Origin of the sequence: Pseudomonas sp. 09C 129 (assembly GCF_002843625.1) — a bacterium.
GTDB lineage: Bacteria > Pseudomonadota > Gammaproteobacteria > Pseudomonadales > Pseudomonadaceae > Aquipseudomonas > Aquipseudomonas chlororaphis.
Window position 1 is genome coordinate 4,316,956 of sequence record NZ_CP025261.1, and the last position, 17,395, is coordinate 4,334,350.

Here is a 17,395-nt window from a genome sequence, read left to right on the forward strand (position 1 = left end):
TTCCTACCGCAAAGCTTCCAAGGAGATCGAGCATGGTCACCCGCGTACAGCTTCACCAAGTCGGCGCCCCTCAGGTCCTGCAGTTCGAACAGGCACAAACCCAGGCGCCCGGTGCCGGCGAGGTCTGGCTGGAGCAGACGGCCATCGGCGTCAATCCGCTGGACCTCAGCCAGCGCAGCGGCGCGGTGTCGGTTGCCCTGCCCTGCGGGCTCGGGCTGGAAGGCGCGGGGCTGGTCAAGGCGATTGGTCCCGGCGTCACCCAGGTCCAGGTGGGTGATCGCGTCGCCTATGCCACCGGGCCCCTCGGCGCGTATGCCAGCGCCCGCCTGTACCCGGCCGAGCGCCTGGTCAAGCTGCCGCCGGCGCTGGCCTCGGACGCCGCCGCGGCCCTGCTGTTCAAGGGCATCACCGCCCAGTACCTGCTCAAGACCACCTACCCCGTCGGCCCTGGCACCCGGGTGCTGATCTATGGCGCCGCCGGGGCCCTGGGCCAGTTGATGGTGCCTTGGGCCAAGCACCTGGGGGCCACGGTCATCGGCGTCGTCTCCAAGGCGCAAAGCGTCGAGCGGGCCCGGGCCGCCGGTTGCGACGAGGTGCTGGTGTTCGACGCCGCGACCCTCGCCCGACAGGTCGTCGAGGTCACTCAAGGGCACAAGGTCGATGTGGTGTACGACCCGATCGGCCGGGTGTCCTTCGAAGCCTCCCTCGACAGCCTGCGTCCACGCGGCCTGCTGGTGTCCTTCGGCACGGCGTCGGGCGCTCCCGAGGCGGTGCAGGTCGGCACGCTCAACGCCAAGGGCTCGCTGTTTCTCACCCGCCCGTCCCTCGCCGCCCACACCGCCAGCGCCAGCGAATACCAGATGCGCGCCGCCGATGTGCTGGACGCCTTCGCCGCGGGTATCATCCAGCCGCGGATCTGGCAGCGTTATCCCTTGGCCGACGTGGCCCAGGCCCACGCCGACCTGCACGACGGACGCGCGCAAGGCGCCATTGTGCTGATACCTTGAGGCCGATCCTTTCCGTTCCTTCCGGCCATTTGGCCGCACAACGAGGCAGCCCAGGCACATGGATCCGTTCGACAGCCGACAGGCCGATGAACTCGCCACCTTGATGGCGCTCTTCGAGCACGGCTCTTTCGCCGCCGCCGGGCGTGCCTTGCAGCGCCACCCTTCGGTGCTGTCCAAGCGCCTGGCGGCACTGGAAAGCCGCCTGGGCATTCGCCTGGTGCAACGCACAACCCGGCAATTGCGCTTCACCGACGAAGGCGCGCGGTTAGTGGAGCGCTTGCGGCAGGCGGCGGGCCTGATCAGCGAAGCCGAACACGAAGCCTCCCAGGGCGCCGCGCAGATCCGCGGGCGCCTGCGCCTGGCCTTGCCGGCCGCCATGGGCCGACGCTGGCTCAGCCCGATCCTTGCAGAATTCGCCCTGGCCCATCCCGGGGTGACGCTGGAGACCGAATATTCGGACCGTTTCGTCGACATCGTCGGCGAAGGTTTCGACGCGGCGATCCGCATCGGCGAACTGGCCGACAGCCAGCTGGTGGCGCGTAAACTCTGTGCGCACCGGCGCATCCTCTGCGCGTCGCCCGACTACCTGCAACGCCATGGCGAACCGCGGCTGCCCGCCGATCTTGCCAGCCACAACTGCCTGGGCTTTACCGGCCTGCGTTCCTGGCCCGACTGGCGGCTGACCCGCCAGGGCCGGCTGGAAACCGTGCGTATCCACGGCACCTTGCAGAGCAACGACAACGAAGCGCTGCTCGCCGCGGCCCGGGCGAGCGTCGGCATTCTTGCCGGCGGCGACTGGCTGATGAACCAGGACCTGGCCTCGGGGCATCTGGTCCGGGTGCTGCCGCAGTGGCAGCTGGACAGCGACTCGGGGATCTTCCTGCTGCGCCCGTCAGCGCGTTTCAGCAGCGCCACCACCCAGGCCTTCAAGCACTGGATCGAGGCGCGCTTTGCCCAGGGCGCGCCCTGGGAAACGCCGGCCAGGGAAGAGCCGTAGCAGCGTTCACAGCGAAGCGACGATGAACTCCCGCAGCCATTGATGGGCCGGGTCGCGGTGGCAGCGCTCGTGCCAGAGCATGGCCATGTCATAACCCGGGACTTCCAGCGGCGGCTCGACCACCTTCAGCGCCGGGTTGTCGCGCACCAGGCGCGACGGCAGCATCGCCACCAGGTCGGTGCTCGCCAGCGCCGAGAGGACAAACAGAAAATGCGGCACCGACAGCACCACCCGGCGCGTCAGGCCCACCTCGCCCAGCGCGCTGTCGGTGACACCCTGGAAACCGCCGCCATCGGGCGACACCACCACATGTTCCAGCTTGGCGAACTGCGCCAGGCTCGGGCGTCGTTGCAGGCGTGGATGGCCCGCGCGGCCCGTCAGCACGTAACGCTCGCTGAACAGCACGCGGCGGCGCAGCCCCGGCGGCGAGTCCTCGCTGGTGTGCAGGGCCAGGTCGATGATGCCCTGCTCAGCCTGCTGGACCAGACGCCCCGGCTCCAGTTCGAGCACCGCCAGCCGGGTTCCGGGGGCCGCCGCGCGCAAGCCGGCCAGCGCCGGCAGGATCACCGTCGACTCGCCGTAGTCGGACGCCGATACGCTCCAGGTATTGGCCGCCGCGCCCGGGTCGAACGGGCTGGCCGGCGACACCGCCAGCTCCAATGCTTCCAGCGCCCGGCGCAACGGCTCGCGCAATTCGTCGGCCCTGGCAGTGGGCCGCATACCCCGCGGCCCTGGCAGCAACAACGGGTCGCCGAAAATCTCCCGCAGCTTGGCCAGATGCACGCTGACCGAGGGTTGCGACAGGTTCAGGCGTTGCGCCGCGCGGGTCACGTTGTGCTCGGCGAGCAGCACATCCAGGGTCAGCAGCAGGTTGATGTCCAAGCGCCTTAAATTATTCACGACAATACCTGGAATATTGGATATTCATTTCCAATATACCTGGCAGCGACCGATCCTGCTGTCTCCCGACATTGGAGACCCTGTGATGAATGTACTGCTGGTGTATGCCCACCCCGAACCCCGCTCCTTGAACGGCTCGCTCAAGGACTTCACGATCAAGCGCCTGCAGGCCGCCGGCCACGCGGTCCAGGTTTCGGACCTGTATGCGATGAACTGGAAGGCGCCGCTGGATGCCGACGACAGCCTGGGCCGGGCGGACAACAGCCGCTTCGATCCGTCCCTGGACTCCAAGCGCGCCTTCGAAGAAGGCCGGCAGTCGGCGGACATCGCCCGCGAGCAGGAAAAACTGCTCTGGGCCGACACCGTGCTGCTGCAATTTCCCCTGTGGTGGTTCTCCATGCCGGCGATTCTCAAGGGCTGGGTGGAACGGGTCTACGCCTATGGTTTCGCCTATGGCGTGGGCGAGCATTCGGATGCGCGCTGGGGCGATCGCTACGGCGAAGGCACCCTGGCCGGCAAGCGGGCGATGCTGATCGTCAGCGCCGGCGGCTGGGAATCCCACTATGGCCCGCGGGGCATCAACGGGCCGATGGACGACCTGCTGTTCCCGATCCACCACGGCATCCTCTATTACCCGGGCTTCGACGTGCTGCCGCCCTTCGTGATCTACCGCACCGGGCGCATCGACGCGGCGCGTTTCGCCACGATCTGCGACCAGCTCGGGCAGCGCCTCGACCAGCTGCAACAATCCGCGCCCATCGCCTTCCGCCCACAGAACGCCGGCGCCTACCGGATCCCGGAGCTTACCTTGCAGCCGGAGATCGCCACCGGCCAGCAAGGCTTCGCCGCCCACCTGATATAGGCCGTGCGCTCACTGCCAGCCGCCGCCCAGCACCTTGTACAGGGTCACCCGGTTACTCTGCTCGGTCAGGCGCAGGCTGATCAGGTCCTGCTCCGCGCTGTACAGCGAACGCTGGGCGTCCAGGGCTTCGAGGTAGCTTTGCGAGCCACCGCGATACAGCGCGTCGGCCAGTTCGAAGCTTTTGCGGCTGGCGTCGGTCAGGGCCTGCTGGGCGTCCAGGCGTTCAGCCAGGGTGCTGCGTTCGGCCAGGGCATCGGCAACTTCCTTGAAGGCGCTCTGCACGGTCTGCTGGTAGGTCTGCACCTGGATCTCGCGCTCGACCTTGGCCGCGTCCAGGGTCGCACGGTTACTGCCGGCGTCGAACAGCGGCAGGCTGATGCTCGGGGCGAAGGTCCAGGCGCCGCTGCCGGCCTTGAACAACCCTGACAGCGCCGAACTCGCCGAGCCGGCGTTGGCGGTCAGGCTGATGCTGGGAAAGAACGCCGCCCGCGCCGCGCCGATATCGATGTTCGCCGACTTCAGCGTATGTTCCGCCGCCAGCACGTCGGGACGGCGTTGCAACAGGCTGGACGGCAACTCGTCCGGCACCCGCACCAGCAGCGCCGCCGATTGCAGGCTGGCGCCGGGCAGCAGTTCGTCGGGGATCTCGCTGCCCACCAGCAGGCGCAGCGCGTTGCGGTCCTGGAGGATCTGGCTGGCGTACACCGCCGCATCGCCGCGGGCCGACTCCACGGTGGTCTGCGCCTGGGCCAGGGCCAGTCCGGAGGAACCGCCCAACGCATGGCTACGTTGGGTCAGCTCGTAGGTCGCCTGCTGGCTGCGCAGGGTCTCCTGGGCCAGGTGCAACAGCTCGTTGTCCGCCGCCAGGGTCAGCCAGGCCGTGGCCACCTCGGCCACCAGGCTGATCTGCGTGCTGCGCCGGGTTTCGGCCAGCGACAGGTAGTCTTCCAGCGCCTCGTCCTTGAGGTTGCGCAACCGGCCGAATACATCCAGCTCGTAACTGCTCAGGCCCAGTTGCGCGCTGTAGTCATGGCTGGTGCTGGCCACGCCCGTGCCGGATGTCGAGCCCGGCGTGCGGCTGTGGGTGCCGCTGACCCCGGCATCGATCGCCGGGAACAGCGCCGCGCGCTGGATGCGGTACTGCGCCTGGGCCTTTTCGATATTCAGACTGGCCAGGCGCAGGTCGCGGTTGTTGGCCAGGGCCAGGGCCTGCAAGCGCGTCAGGCGGCTGTCGGTGAAGAACTGCTGCCAATGGATATCGGCGGCGGCCTCCCCGGTGGATGCCTTGCTGCCCGGCAACCATTGCTCGGCAACCGGCGCCTCGGGGCGCTGGTACTCGGGCGCCAGATTGATGCAGCCACCGAACAGCGCCAGGGCAGGCACCAGGGCCCAACGAAAATTGATCATGCGTCACCTGTTGCAGCGGGTTGAGTGGAGGGGGTGGAAGCACGGGTAAAGCGGCGACGGATCAGCACGAAGAACAGCGGCACGAAGAAGATCCCCAGCACCGTGGCGCTGAACATGCCGCCCAGCACCCCGGTGCCGATGGCCCGGCGTCCGGCCGAACCGGCGCCGGAGCTCAAGGCCAGGGGCAGCACGCCAAACATAAAGGCCAAAGAAGTCATGAGGATCGGCCGCAGGCGCTGGCGCACCGCGGTCAGGGTCGCCTCCAGCAGGCTGGCGCCCTGCTCTTGCAGGTGTTTGGCGAACTCGACGATCAGGATCGCGTTCTTCGCCGACAGCCCCACGGTGGTCAACAGCCCCACCTGGAAGTACACGTCGTTGCTCAGCCCACTGAACCGGGTCGCCAGCACCGCCCCGACCACGCCCAGGGGCACCACCAGCATCACCGAGAACGGCACTGACCAACTTTCGTACAAGGCCGCCAGGCAAAGGAACACGAACAGAATCGAAATCCCGTAGAGCAACGGCGCCTGGGAGCCGGACAGGCGCAGTTGATAGGACTGCCCGGTCCACTCATAGCCGATACCCTCGGGCAGTTGCTTGACGATGGACTCGACCACGTCCATGGCCACCCCGGAACTCACCCCCGGCGCCGGATCGCCCACCACCTCCAGGGAGGAGATGCCGTTGTAGCGTTCGAGCAACGGCGAACCGTAGCTCCAGGCGCTGCTGGCGAAGGACGAGAACGGCACCATTTCATCGTTGGCGTTACGCACGAACCAATGGTCCAGGTCTTGCGCCTGCATCCGCGCCGCGGCCTCGCCCTGCACATAGACCTTCTTCACCCGACCCTGGTTGAGGAAGTCGTTGACGTAGGTGCCGCCCAGTGCCGTGGACAGGGTGCTGTTGATGTCGCTGGTGCTCAGGCTCAGGGCTCCGGCCTTGCGATCGTCGATGCTGACCTTGAGCTGCGGCGTGTCGTCCAGGCCGTTGCTGCGGACCCCGAGCAGGCGCGGGTCCTGCTGCGCCAGCTGAATGAACTGCTCGCGAGACGCCACCAGGGCGTCGTGGCCCAGGCCGGCGAGGTCCTTGAGCTGCAGGTCGAAGCCCGAGCTTTGCCCCAGGCCGCGCACCGCCGGCGGCTGCATGACGAATACATTGGCATCGCCGATGCTCGCCAGCGCCAGGGTCGCGCGTTGGGCAATCGACGCCGAGTCCTGGCCGGCGCCCAGGCGCTGGCTCCAGTCCTTGAGCTTGATAAAGGCGCGGCCGGTGTTCTGGCTGTTGCCGCCCATGCCCAGGCCGCTGATGCTGATCAAAGCCTCGACCTCCGGCTGTTCGAGCATGTAACTCTCGAACTGTTTCATCACCGCCTGGGTGCGACTGTCAGTGGCGCCCACCGGCAGCTGGATCTGCGCCATCAGGGTGCCCTGGTCTTCGTCCGGCAGGAACGAAGTCGGCAGATTGACATAGCCGACACCCATGACCAGCAGGAGCACCCCGTACAGCAGAAGGCTGCTACGGCTGCGTTGCAGGATGCCGCCGACCAGCCGCTGATAAGCCTGGGCGCTGCGCTCGAAATGGCGGTTGAACCAGCCGAAGAAACCACGCTGCGGTCCATGCCCCTGGGCATCGGTTGGCTTGAGCAACGTCGCGCACAGCGCCGGGGTCAGAGTCATCGCCACCAGCACCGAGAGCAGCATGGCCGAGACGATGGTCACCGAGAACTGCCGGTAGATAACCCCGGTGGAACCGCCGAAAAACGCCATGGGAATGAACACCGCGCTGAGCACCAGGGCGATGCCGATCAACGCGCTGGTGATTTCCGCCATCGACTGGCGCGTGGCCTCCAGGGGCGGCAGCCCTTGCTCGACCATCACCCGCTCGACGTTCTCCACCACCACGATGGCGTCGTCCACCAGCAGGCCGATGGCCAGAACCATGGCGAACATGGTCAGGGTGTTGATCGAATAGCCGAGCAGCGCCAACACGCCGAAGGTACCCAGCAGCACCACCGGCACGGTGATCGCCGGGATCAGCGTGGCCCGAAAGTTCTGCAGGAACAGGAACATGATCAGCACCACCAGGACGATGGCTTCGCCGAGGGACTTGACCACCTCCTCGATGGACAGGCTGACAAAGGGCGTGGTGTCGTAGGCGATGACGTTCTTCAGTTGCATCTGCGCCGGGTAGAACTGTTCCAGTTCCTTGAGCTTGGCCTTGACCGCGTCGCCGACGCTCAGGGCGTTGGCCCCGGTCGCCAGTTTGATGCCCATGGCCGAAGCAGGCCGGCCATTGAGCGCCGAACTCATGTCATAGCTTTCGCTGCCCAGTTCGACTCGCCCCACATCGCTCAGCAGCACCACCGCGCCGTCGCTGGACGACTTGACCACCACATTGCGGAACTCGTCCTCGGTCTGCAGCTTACTGCGCGCGGTAATGGTCGCGTTCAGTTGCTGCCCGGGCACCGCCGGCATGGCGCCCAACTGCCCGGCGGAGACTTCGGTGTTCTGCGCCTCCAGGGCCGCGCTGACGTCGGACGGCATCAGGGCATATTTCTCCAGCTTGGCCGGGTCCAGCCAGATGCGCATGGCGTAGCCCGAGCCCAGGGTCTGCACCTCGCCGACGCCATCGATCCGGCTGATCTGGTCAAGCAAGGTGCTGGAGATGTAGTCGCCGATCTGGGTGCCGGTGACGCTCTCGTCGTCCGAGGCCAGGGCGGCGATCATCAGGAAGTCCGAACCGCCCTTGGTCACGGTCAGGCCTTCGCTCTGCACCGACTGAGGCAGGCGCGACTCGGCTTGCTGCAGCTTGTTCTGCACCTGCATCTGCGCCACGTCCGGGTCGGTGCCGGCGGCGAAGGTCAGGTTGATGCTGGCGCTGCCCGCCGAGCTGCTGGTGGCCGACATGTAGGTCAGGTTGTCCAGGCCGGTCAGCTGCTGCTCGATGACCTGGGTCACCGAGTCTTCCACGGTCTTGGCCGAGGCACCGGTGTAGGTGGCGGAGATCCGCACCGTCGGCGGCGCGATGTCCGGGTACTGCTCCAGGGGCAACTGGCTGATGGACAAGGCCCCGGCGAGCATGATGACGATGGCGATGACCCAGGCAAAAATCGGTCGGTCGATAAAGAAACGCGCCATGCTCAACCCTCCTGCGCCAGGGCGGTGGACGGTGCCTGCGGCACACGGCTGCGGGTACCGGTGCCGTTGTTCTGCGCCACCACCGCGGCGCCAACCCGGACCTTCTGCCCGCCCTCGACTATCAGTTGATCACCAGCGCTGAGGCCGGCCGTCACCCACCACTGGTTGCCCACCGCGCGGTCGATGGTCACCTGGCGTTGCTCGACCTTGCCTTCGACCACCACCAGCACCGAGGTCATGCCACTGGCGCTACGGCTCACTGCCCGTTGCGGAATCAGGATCGCCTGTTCGTCGCGGGCCTGCTCCAGCACCGCCCGCACGTACATGCCCGGCAGCAGCAGGCGCTCCGGGTTAGGGAACACGGCACGCAGGGTCACGGTGCCGGTACCCTGGCTGACGCTGACCCCGCTGAACTTCAGGCGGCCCTCATGAGCATAGGTGCTGCCGTCGTCGAACTTGAGGCTGACGGGCATTTCATCCGCTGCGTTGCCTTGCAGCGCGCCGCTGGCCAGGTCGCGCTTGAGGCGCAGCAGCTCGGTGGTGGACTGGGTGACATCGACATAGATCGGGTCCAGTTGCTGCACCGTGGTCAGCGCCGCGTCCTGGTTGGCCACCACCAGGGCCCCGGGAGTCACGGTGGAGGTTTCGATGCGCCCGCCGATGGGCGAGCCGATGCGGGTATAGGCCAGGTTGATGCGCGCCGTCTCGACGCCGGCCTGGGCCACCTGCAGATCGGCCTGGGCAGTCAACAGGCTGGCCTGGGCGTCTTCGTTGTCCTGCTGGCTGATGGCATCGATCTTCGCCAGTTGGGCATCGCGGGTAGCGGTGGCCTGGGCCGACTTCAGGGTGGCGCGGGCCTTGGCCAGGGTGGCCTGGGCTTCCGCCAGGGCCGCCTTGTAGCTGGCGGCATCCAGCTGGTAGAGGCTGTCCCCGGCCTTGACTTCGGCGCCTTCGACGAACAGCCGCTTCTGGACAATGCCGCCGACCTGGGGGCGGATCTCGGCCACCAGGAACGCCTGGGTGCGCCCCGCCAGCTCGGTGCTCAGGGCCTGGCTTTGCGGCTGCACGGTGATCACCGAGACCTTGGGGACCTCGGCGGCGGCTTCGGGCGCCGCTGGCGAACAACCGCTCAACACCAACAGCAGCATCAGGGAAACGATGACCGCGGCGGTCACCAGGGATTTGGCGAAAAGTTTGGTCGACATAAATGCCTCTGCAAAACGGGATGGCTTGTGCCTGTCCGCCATGCTGCGAAGCAAATGTGCAGGAAAATTGAAGATTACCCGGCGACCTTGAATCTTTGCCGCGCCGGGGCCTAAATGAGCGGGCCATTCCTCCAGCCGCGCGAGCCCATGAAACTGAGTATCTCCACCAAACTGTTCGGCGCCGTCCTGGCCAGCGTGCTATTCGTCATCCTGAGCATGGGCCTGGCCACCGGCTGGAGCTTCGGCCGCGGCTTCCTCGGCTACCTCAACGAACAGGCGCTGCAACGCATGGAGCCAGTGCTGCCGCGCCTGGCCCAGGCCTACGCGCAGGCAGGTGACTGGGAATTCATCCGCGACAACCCCGACCGCTGGTTCGACATCATGCGCCCGGGACCCAAAGAGCAATCGCAGATCCGCAAGCTGAAACTGCCGCTGACCTCGGACCTGACCGGCGCGCTGTTTCGCATTGCCCTGCTGGACCGCGACAAGCAGCTGGTGATCGGCTATGCGGCGATCGCCGACGATGCCCTGCTGCGGCCGATCGAGGTGGCCGGCAGCACGGTCGGCTGGCTGGCGGTATCGCCGTTCCAGAGTGTCAGCGAAGCCGGCGGCGAACGTTTCTTCCAGTACCAGTTGCGCACCAGCCTGGCGGTGGGCGTGGCCTCGCTGCTGCTGGCGATGCTGATTGCCTGGTGGATTTCGCGCGCCCTGCTCGACCCGGTCAAGCGCGTGGCCGCGGCCACCCACCGCCTGGCTGCCGGGGAGTACAGCAACCGGGTGGCCGTGGCCTCCAACGATGAAGTCGGCCAACTGGCCCGCGACTTCAATCTGTTGGCCTACACCCTGGAGCGCAACGAACAGATGCGCCGCGAATTCATGGCCGATGTCTCCCACGAGCTGCGCACCCCGCTGTCGGTGTTGCGTGGCGAACTGGAGGCCATCGAGGACGGCGTACGCAAGCTCGACCGGCACTCGATGCAATCGCTACAAAACGAAGTGGGCATGCTCAGCAAGCTGGTGGACGACCTGTACGAGCTGTCCCTGGCCGACGTCGGCGCCCTCACCTACCGCAAGAGCGAGTGCTCGCTCAACGAGCTGCTGCAGGCCAGCGTGGCGATGTTCCAGGAGCGCTGCCAGGCCGCACGGCTTGAGGTCGAGTTGAAACTGCCGGAGCGGCCGATGCAGCTGGACGCCGACCCCAAGCGCCTGCAACAACTGTTCGCCAACCTGCTGGAAAACACCCTGCGCTACACCGATACCGGCGGCCAGCTGCGCATCCGCGCCTGCGTCGAGGGCGATAACCTGCGGGTCGATTTCATCGACTCCGGCCCCGGGGTCGACGCCGAACAACTGCCGCGGCTGTTCGAGCGCTTCTACCGTGGCGAGGCCTCGCGCAACCGCGCCAGCGGCGGCGCCGGCCTGGGCCTGGCGATCTGTCGCAGCATCGCCCTGGCCCACGGCGGCAGCCTCGACGCCGATCACTCGCCCCTGGGCGGCCTGTGGCTGACCCTGCGCCTGCCCGGCAAGGCTGAAGCATGAGCACCGGACAACCGATCCTGATCGTCGAAGACGAACCGAAACTCGCCGCCTTGCTGCGCGACTACCTGGATGCCGCCGGCTACCCCAGCCTGAGCCTGGACAACGGCCTGGACGTGGTGCCAGCGGTACGCGCCCACCGGCCGCGACTGATCCTGCTCGACCTGATGCTGCCCGGGCGCGACGGCCTGGAGGTGTGCCAGGAGCTGCGGCGGTTCAGCGAAGTGCCGATCATCATGATCACCGCCCGGGTCGAGGAAGTGGACCGCCTGCTGGGCCTCGACCTGGGCGCCGACGACTACATCTGCAAGCCCTTCAGCCCGCGTGAAGTGGTGGCCCGAGTCAAGGCCATCCTGCGCCGCAGCCCGCAACTGACGGCACTCGCACAGGCCCGCCTGCAGATCGACGAAGAGCGCTACCGCGCCTCGTTCGACGGTATCGCCCTGGACCTGACCCCGGTGGAGCTGCGTCTGCTCAAGACCCTGGCTGCCGCCCCTGGCCGGGTGTTCTCCCGCGACCAGTTGCTCGACCGCCTGTACTCCGACCACCGGGTGGTGACCGACCGCACCGTCGACAGTCACGTGCGCAACCTGCGGCGCAAACTGGCCCAGGCCTGCCCCGGGGAAGACCCGATCCAGTCGTTGTACGGAGTGGGTTACAAACTCGAACTGGGCGCGCTGCCGGGCTGAGCAATCGCGCCAAGCCGGGGTATCCTGCGCAGCCGAGAATTTCGAAGGCGCACAACATGCCCCGACTCCAGCGGCTGGACATTGACCTGAACGCGGTGACCAGCACCGCCGAACTGCACGCCACCCTGCGCGAGGCCCTGGGCTTCCCCAATGGGTACGGCGCCAACTGGGACGCCTTCTGGGACGCCATCAGCGGCCTGGTGGAAATGCCCGTGCAGCTGAAATTCCATGGCTGGGACGATCTGGCCACGCGCTTGCCGAGGGATGCCCGGCTGCTGCGGCAATGCCTGGACGAAATGAAAAACCAGTACCCGCAACTCGCGGCAGGAGTGAGGTTCGGCTAGGCGGTGATCTTGTGGCCCGGCACAGTCCGGGCAATCGAGTGTCGACCGACCGCACACCTGTAGCCGCTGCCGAAGGCTGCGATCGGCCGGTACGGCCGTGACGATCCGGCGGACCGGCGCCGCCTGATCTATTGCCATCGCGGGCAAGCCTCGCTCCTACTTCTACAGGAGCACGCCAGCCCCGCATCCCTTCAGAAGTCAGCAATCCGCTGCATAGATGACAGTCTTTCCGCTGTTGGTGGCCGCGGGCCGGCGGGTGAAATAGGTATCGCCTTCGTCGGTGTGGATCTCGTACTCCACCTTGCTGGCGACGCGTCCCGAGGGGTCGGCATGCTTGATGATCTTCAGCACCCGCTGGAACTTCAGGCTCTGGGTGCCATTCTGCGCGGGGCCCGTGAGCACGTTGACCGTTTGAAACCAGCCCTGGCCCTTCTTGTTCAACACCAGGGTCCGGGTCAGCGCCTCGAAACGCTCCAGACGGGTGAACCCCCAGAGTGTCTGCTCCTCCACCACCTTGCCGGGGGCGCTGGAACCGGTGAACACGAACAGGTTGATGGCCGGATTGTCCTCACAGAAGAAGTCGTAGGGCACCAGCCCATCGACCATTTTCTTGCCGGAAACGAATCCCTTTTTATGCACCAGAAACATCGCCACCTCCACTCAATGGCCCCGCCAGAACAGCAAAAACGCTGAAGTACGCTTGAGCCGCAAGTCTACTGAGGGGCGACGTACAGGGCCGTCAAGGCAGTGTAATTTCGTGTAAAGATCAGGCCCGTCGAGGCAGGCGGATCGCCACGGCCAGCCCGGTGCCCGGCTCGTTGTGGGCCTCGATGCTGCCACCGTGCAGCTCCACAGCCCTGGCGGCGATCGCCAGGCCCAGGCCGAAACCGCTGGCCGCCTCGCCCGGGCCACGCTCGAACGGCTGAAAAATACTCTGCAAGCGCGTGCTTTCGACGCCAGGGCCTTGGTCGATGATGCGCACGATCAGGCACTGGCCGGGCAGATCGCTGCGCGCGCTGACCTGGACCCCGGTTCCCGCCGCGGTATGGCGCACCGCATTGCGAATGACGTTCTCGAAACAGCGATACAGCAGCTCGCCGTTGCACCGGCTGACAAAATCCGGACAGGCCTGCAGACTGACCTGACAGCTTTTCATGCCTGCCTCGAACCGCGCGTCTTCGACTATCACCGCCAGCAACTCGATGATATCCAGCGGCTCGCTCTCGATGCTCTCGGGCCGGCCCTGAAGGCGCGCCAGGGTCAACAGCGCTTCGATCAGCGTGTCCATGCGCTCCGACTCGCGCTCGATGCGCCCAAGCATTTCCTGGCGTACCGGGTCCTGCTGCAACAGGCCAATGGCCGCCTGCATGCGGGTCAAGGGCGAGCGCAGTTCGTGGGAAATGTCATGCAGCAGATGTTGCTGGGCCTCCACCAACAGTTTCAACTGATTGGCCATGCGGTCGCAGTCTTCGGCCAGGTCGACGATTTCATCGCGGCGCGAGCCCATCATCGGCTTGACCCGGGTCTCGAAACGCCCCTGGGCGACGTCGCCCATCGCCCGTCGCAGATAGGCCAGTGGCCAGGCCAGGTAATAGGCCATGTAAGCACTGAACAGCGCGCTCATCAGCGTACCGATCAACAGCGGAATCAAACGCCCCGGCGGTCGGCGGTGATCGCCAGGCACCAAGGAAGACCTGAGCGAAAGCCTGAGCCCTTCCTTGCTGACCAGCGTCTTTTCATAGGCCAGGTGCGCGACTGGCGATCCGGCCAACAGTTGGCCGCTGCTGTCATAGACGCCAATGGCCTGGTCCGGCGGGTGCTGCCAGACCGTCAACAGCTGCCTGCCGGAATCGATGCCGTACTGTTGCAGCAACTGCTCCTCGCTGGCCAGGATCGCTTCCAGATGCGGATCTCCGGGAACGAAGCTGCCCAGCAGCAGGATGCCCAGCCCGACCAGGAAGGTCAGGCTGGTGGCCAGCCAGAAAGCCAGGAACAGTTTCCAGAACAGCCGGCTGGGCTTCATCATCCGGCGATCAACAGGTAGCCCAGGCCACGCACGCTCTGAATCCAGGCCTTGGTGTCGGGGCGCGGGCCAAGCTTCTGGCGAATGCTGCTGATATGCACATCGATACGCCGGTCGTAGCGGGTCAAGGGACGCCCCAGGGCCTTGAGCGACAGGTCCTGTTTGCTCACCACCTGCCCCGCGCAACGGGCCAGCTCTTCGAGCAGGCTGAACTCGGTGCTGGTCAGCTCCAGCTCGCCGCCCTGCCATTGGGCCTGGCGCTTGCCGGGCCACAGGGCCAGGGTGCCGGTCCTGATCACCTCCTTGGTCGGCGGCTCGGCCGGCTGCACCCGGCGCATGATCGCCCGCAAGCGCGCCACCAGTTCGCCCGGCGAGCTGGGCTTGGGCACTGGGCACGTAGTCGTCGGCGCCCAGTTCCAGGCCGGTGATCTTGTCGATGTTGTCACCACGGGCGGTGAGCAACACCACTGGGATCTGGCTGCTGGCACGGATGCGCCGAAGCACCTCGATGCCCGACAGGCGCGGTAGCATCACGTCCAGCACCACGATGTCATAGCCTCCGGAAAGCGCCTGGGCCTCGCCCTCCTCGCCCGAGTGCACGGCGGTCGCCGCAAAACCTTCACGCTCCAGGTACTGGATGAGCATGCCAGTCAGTTCCTGGTCATCGTCGACGAGCAATACGCAAATCATGGCGAACTCTTGAAAGGGCACCGGCGCATTATCCCCTGCGCGCCATGCAGCGTCATCGCCCCAGGCCCAACCTTTACCTAACTTGACATTCGGTTAACCGCACCAAACACCCCGCACTCTTATGCTTGACCTCCACCCGCCAGGCCGCTGTGGGTTGTCCCGTCTGCGGCGGGTCATTCAAACGCGCCTGCGCTGCTTGTCGATGTGTCCTGGAAAAGATCCCGATGAATTTTTCGCGCCTGCTCTGCTCGGTTGCGCTGCTGCTCAATGCCACTCTGGCCCACGCCCAAGGTTTCAAAATCTCCGATATCCGGATCAACGGACTGCAACGGGTCTCCGCCGGCAGCGTGTTCGGCGCCTTGCCGCTGAACGTCGGCGACGAAGTCGATGACCAGCGTCTGGTGGAATCCACCCGCGCCCTGTTCAAGACCGGCTTCTTCCAGGACATCCAACTGGGGCGCGACGGTGACGTGCTGATCATCACCGTGGTCGAACGACCGTCGCTCTCCGGCATCGTCATAGAAGGCAACAAGGCGATTTCCACCGACGACCTGATGAAAGGCCTCAAGCAATCCGGCCTGGCCGAAGGCGAGATCTTCCAGCGCGCCACCCTGGAAGGCGTGCGCAACGAACTGCAACGCCAATATGTCGCCCAGGGTCGCTACTCGGCCACGGTCGACGCCGAAGTACTGGCGCAGCCGCGCAACCGTGTACAACTGAAGATCGGCATCGACGAGGGCAGCGTGGCCGCCATCCAGCACATCAACGTGGTGGGCAACACGGTGTTCACCCAGCAGGAGCTGACCGATCAGTTCCAGCTCAAGACCAGCAACTGGCTGTCCTTCTTCAGGAACGACGACAAGTACGCCCGCGAGAAACTCTCCGGCGATCTGGAGCGCCTGCGCTCCTATTACCTGGACCGCGGCTACATCAACATGGACATCGCCTCGACCCAGGTTTCCCTGACCCCTGACAAGAAGTACGTGTACATCACGGTCAACATCAACGAAGGCCGGAAATACACGGTTCGCGAGGTCAAGCTCAGCGGCCAGCTGAAGGTGCCTGAAGAGCAGGTCCGGTCGCTGTTGCTGGTGGAAAAGGGCCAGGTGTTCTCGCGCAAACTGATGACCAGCACGTCCGAGCTGATCACCCGCCGGCTGGGCAACGACGGTTACACCTTCGCCAACGTCAACGGTGTACCACAGCCCCACGACGAGGATCACACCGTCGATATCACTTTCGTGGTCGACCCAGGCAAGCGCGCCTACGCCAACCGCATCAACTTTCGCGGCAATACCAAGACCGACGACAAGGTACTGCGCCGGGAAATGCGCCAGATGGAAGGCGGCTGGGCATCGACCTACCTGATCGACCAGTCCAAGACTCGCCTGGAGCGCCTGGGATTCTTCAAGGAGGTCAATGTCGAGACCCCGGCCGTGCCCGGGGTCGACGACCAGATAGACGTCAACTACGCGGTTGAAGAGCAGGCTTCCGGCTCGATTACCGCCAGTGTCGGTTTTGCCCAGAGCTCCGGTCTGATCCTCGGCGGCTCCATCACCCAGAACAACTTCCTGGGGACCGGCAACTACACCAGCCTGGGCCTGACCCGCTCGGAATACCAAAGCAAGTACAACTTCGGCTTCACCAACCCCTACTTCACCCCGGACGGCGTGAGCCTGGGCTACAACCTGTTCTACAGCAGCACCGACTACAACGATTACTACGATGACGGCGTCTCCTACTACTCCATCAACAGCTATGGCGCCGGCACCTCGCTGGGCTATCCGATCAACGAAACCTCGCGTCTGAACTTCGGCCTGACCGTGCAACACGACAGCATCGAGCCGGGCACCTACAGCGCCGACGAGATCTACGACTTCATCGAGCGCGAGGGCAAGGAATTCACCAACTTCAAGGCCAACCTCGGCTGGTCGGAATCGACCCTCAACCGCGGTGTGCTGGCCAGCCGCGGGCACTCGCAGAGCCTCAACCTGACGCTGACGGTGCCCGGCAGCGACCTGAGTTTCTACAAGCTCGACTACAGCGGGCAGGCCTTCCTGCCGCTCAGCAGCGCCACCTCGCTGCGTTTCCATACCAAGCTCGGTTATGGCAACGGCTACGGCTCGACCGACGGCCTGCCCTTCTATGAGAACTACACCGCCGGCGGCGAAGGCTCGGTGCGCGGCTTCGAAAGCGGCACCCTGGGCCCGCGCAACACCCCCGCCACCGGTACCTATGCCAGCGCCGGCCAGGCGTATTACTCCGACCGCGACACCGACGCCCTGGGCGGCAACATCCTGATCACCGGAGGCGTGGAATACCTGTTCCCGATGCCCTTCATCAAGGACAACAAGTCGGTGCGCACCTCGGTGTTCTGGGACGTCGGCAGCGTCTATTCGGACAAGTGCTACCTGAGCACCACCCAGGGTTGCGACGGCGTCGACCTCGCCCAGATGGCCAGCTCGGTGGGAGTCGGCGTGACCTGGTACAGCCCGCTCGGCCCCTTGAGCTTCAACCTGGCGTACCCGGTGCGCAAACCCGACAACGCCGACACCCAGGTATTCCAGTTCTCCATGGGGCAGACCTTTTGAACCGGCC

At 65.7% G+C, this 17,395-nt stretch carries 13 protein-coding genes and 1 pseudogene; 7 read left to right on the top strand and 7 right to left on the bottom strand.

What is annotated here, in order from left to right:
* Positions 1-32: 32 nt before the first annotated feature.
* Complete coding sequence (locus tag CXQ81_RS19445) at positions 33-1,007, top strand: quinone oxidoreductase (protein ID WP_101338234.1); 975 nt, start codon at positions 33-35, stop codon at positions 1,005-1,007.
* A 58-nt stretch (positions 1,008-1,065) separates the two neighbouring features.
* Positions 1,066-2,004: a LysR family transcriptional regulator gene (locus CXQ81_RS19450; protein WP_101338235.1), complete on the top strand. Its 939-nt coding sequence runs from the start codon at positions 1,066-1,068 to the stop codon at positions 2,002-2,004.
* A gap of 6 nt (positions 2,005-2,010) precedes the next feature.
* Here CXQ81_RS19450 and CXQ81_RS19455 read toward each other — a convergent pair whose 3' ends face one another.
* A complete protein-coding gene (locus CXQ81_RS19455; RefSeq protein ID WP_101338236.1) occupies positions 2,011-2,904 on the bottom strand; it encodes a LysR family transcriptional regulator in 894 nt (297 codons plus the stop codon).
* A gap of 85 nt (positions 2,905-2,989) precedes the next feature.
* Here CXQ81_RS19455 and CXQ81_RS19460 point away from each other — a divergent pair, with 85 nt between their 5' ends.
* Positions 2,990-3,766 carry an NAD(P)H-dependent oxidoreductase gene (locus tag CXQ81_RS19460; RefSeq protein ID WP_101338237.1) on the top strand — a complete coding sequence of 259 codons (777 nt, stop codon included), beginning with the start codon at positions 2,990-2,992 and terminating at the stop codon, positions 3,764-3,766.
* 9 nt (positions 3,767-3,775) lie between these two features.
* Here the strand turns inward: CXQ81_RS19460 and CXQ81_RS19465 are convergent, their stop codons facing one another.
* The 3 genes from CXQ81_RS19465 to CXQ81_RS19475 are packed head-to-tail and all read right to left on the bottom strand — an operon-like array spanning position 3,776 to position 9,515.
* Complete coding sequence (locus tag CXQ81_RS19465; RefSeq protein WP_101338238.1) at positions 3,776-5,173, bottom strand: efflux transporter outer membrane subunit; 1,398 nt, start codon at positions 5,171-5,173, stop codon at positions 3,776-3,778.
* Positions 5,170-8,310, bottom strand: a complete 3,141-nt coding sequence (locus tag CXQ81_RS19470; protein ID WP_101338239.1) for an efflux RND transporter permease subunit — start codon at positions 8,308-8,310, stop codon at positions 5,170-5,172. Before CXQ81_RS19470 ends, CXQ81_RS19465 begins: the two co-directional genes overlap by 4 nt.
* A gap of 2 nt (positions 8,311-8,312) precedes the next feature.
* Positions 8,313-9,515, bottom strand: coding sequence for an efflux RND transporter periplasmic adaptor subunit (locus CXQ81_RS19475; RefSeq protein WP_101338240.1), 1,203 nt, complete (start codon positions 9,513-9,515; stop codon positions 8,313-8,315).
* 114 nt (positions 9,516-9,629) lie between these two features.
* Between CXQ81_RS19475 and baeS the strand changes: the two genes are divergently transcribed.
* From baeS to CXQ81_RS19490, 3 genes are read left to right on the top strand one after another with little or no spacing between them, the layout of a single operon-like run.
* Positions 9,630-11,054: a sensor histidine kinase efflux regulator BaeS gene (baeS, locus tag CXQ81_RS19480; protein ID WP_101338241.1), complete on the top strand. Its 1,425-nt coding sequence runs from the start codon at positions 9,630-9,632 to the stop codon at positions 11,052-11,054.
* Positions 11,051-11,740 (top strand): response regulator, encoded by a 690-nt coding sequence (locus CXQ81_RS19485; protein WP_101338242.1) that lies wholly within the window; start codon positions 11,051-11,053, stop codon positions 11,738-11,740. The genes baeS and CXQ81_RS19485 overlap by 4 nt, the downstream gene beginning before the upstream one ends.
* 56 nt (positions 11,741-11,796) lie before the next feature.
* Entirely contained in the window at positions 11,797-12,084 is a 288-nt protein-coding gene (locus tag CXQ81_RS19490; RefSeq protein ID WP_101338243.1) for a barstar family protein, read from the top strand.
* A 198-nt stretch (positions 12,085-12,282) separates the two neighbouring features.
* Here the strand turns inward: CXQ81_RS19490 and CXQ81_RS19495 are convergent, their stop codons facing one another.
* The 3 genes and pseudogenes from CXQ81_RS19495 to CXQ81_RS19505 form a co-directional block, all read right to left on the bottom strand.
* Positions 12,283-12,732, bottom strand: coding sequence for a hypothetical protein (locus tag CXQ81_RS19495; RefSeq protein ID WP_101338244.1), 450 nt, complete (start codon positions 12,730-12,732; stop codon positions 12,283-12,285).
* 118 nt (positions 12,733-12,850) lie between these two features.
* Entirely contained in the window at positions 12,851-14,110 is a 1,260-nt protein-coding gene (locus CXQ81_RS19500; protein ID WP_101338245.1) for a HAMP domain-containing sensor histidine kinase, read from the bottom strand.
* Positions 14,107-14,797: pseudogene (locus tag CXQ81_RS19505) on the bottom strand (response regulator). The gene CXQ81_RS19500 and the pseudogene CXQ81_RS19505 overlap by 4 nt, the downstream one beginning before the upstream one ends.
* A gap of 224 nt (positions 14,798-15,021) precedes the next feature.
* Between CXQ81_RS19505 and bamA the strand changes: the two are divergent.
* Complete coding sequence (gene bamA, locus CXQ81_RS19510; protein WP_101338246.1) at positions 15,022-17,388, top strand: outer membrane protein assembly factor BamA; 2,367 nt, start codon at positions 15,022-15,024, stop codon at positions 17,386-17,388.
* Positions 17,389-17,395 lie beyond the last annotated feature (7 nt).

Coding starts and splice junctions, on each gene's coding strand:
- CXQ81_RS19475 (WP_101338240.1), bottom strand. CDS start 9,515: ATGTCGACCAAACTTTTCGCCAAATCCCTGGTGACCGCCGCGGTCATC.
- CXQ81_RS19460 (WP_101338237.1), top strand. CDS start 2,990: ATGAATGTACTGCTGGTGTATGCCCACCCCGAACCCCGCTCCTTGAAC.
- CXQ81_RS19490 (WP_101338243.1), top strand. CDS start 11,797: ATGCCCCGACTCCAGCGGCTGGACATTGACCTGAACGCGGTGACCAGC.
- CXQ81_RS19470 (WP_101338239.1), bottom strand. CDS start 8,310: ATGGCGCGTTTCTTTATCGACCGACCGATTTTTGCCTGGGTCATCGCC.
- CXQ81_RS19465 (WP_101338238.1), bottom strand. CDS start 5,173: ATGATCAATTTTCGTTGGGCCCTGGTGCCTGCCCTGGCGCTGTTCGGT.
- bamA (WP_101338246.1), top strand. CDS start 15,022: ATGAATTTTTCGCGCCTGCTCTGCTCGGTTGCGCTGCTGCTCAATGCC.
- CXQ81_RS19495 (WP_101338244.1), bottom strand. CDS start 12,732: ATGTTTCTGGTGCATAAAAAGGGATTCGTTTCCGGCAAGAAAATGGTC.
- CXQ81_RS19450 (WP_101338235.1), top strand. CDS start 1,066: ATGGATCCGTTCGACAGCCGACAGGCCGATGAACTCGCCACCTTGATG.
- baeS (WP_101338241.1), top strand. CDS start 9,630: ATGAGCGGGCCATTCCTCCAGCCGCGCGAGCCCATGAAACTGAGTATC.
- CXQ81_RS19500 (WP_101338245.1), bottom strand. CDS start 14,110: ATGATGAAGCCCAGCCGGCTGTTCTGGAAACTGTTCCTGGCTTTCTGG.
- CXQ81_RS19485 (WP_101338242.1), top strand. CDS start 11,051: ATGAGCACCGGACAACCGATCCTGATCGTCGAAGACGAACCGAAACTC.
- CXQ81_RS19445 (WP_101338234.1), top strand. CDS start 33: ATGGTCACCCGCGTACAGCTTCACCAAGTCGGCGCCCCTCAGGTCCTG.